Source organism: Rubrivivax rivuli, assembly GCF_004016505.1.
In the GTDB taxonomy this organism is placed as follows: domain Bacteria; phylum Pseudomonadota; class Gammaproteobacteria; order Burkholderiales; family Burkholderiaceae_C; genus Rubrivivax; species Rubrivivax rivuli.
In genome coordinates this window covers 1-255 of the sequence record NZ_SACR01000029.1, presented here as the reverse complement: position 1 = coordinate 255, position 255 = coordinate 1, and the positions used below count along the sequence as shown (strand labels likewise).

General features: G+C 74.1%; 1 protein-coding gene. It reads right to left on the bottom strand.

The genetic code is table 11. The annotated features are described in order from the left end of the window. Positions 1–255, bottom strand: a 255-nt coding sequence (locus EOE66_RS21900) for a hypothetical protein (protein WP_164885221.1), incomplete at both ends; no start/stop codon positions are given.

The window sequence follows — 255 nt, the reverse complement described above, 5'->3', positions numbered from 1 at the left end:
TGCCGCCATCGATCTGCACCGTGGTGGCCGCGGCGGTGCCCTGCAGCGTGGCGTTGCCGCTGACCGTGAGGTTGCTGCCGCCCAGGTTGGCCTGCACCAGCGCGCCGCTGGCGAGCGTGGTGTCGGCAGTGAGGGTGCTGGCGCCGGCCAGCGTGCCGCCCAGCGTGAGCGTGGCGACGCTGTCGTTGCCGCCGAGGCTGAGCGTGGCGCCGTTGACGACGCTGACGGTGCCCGCATCGGGCAGCACGTTCGCGC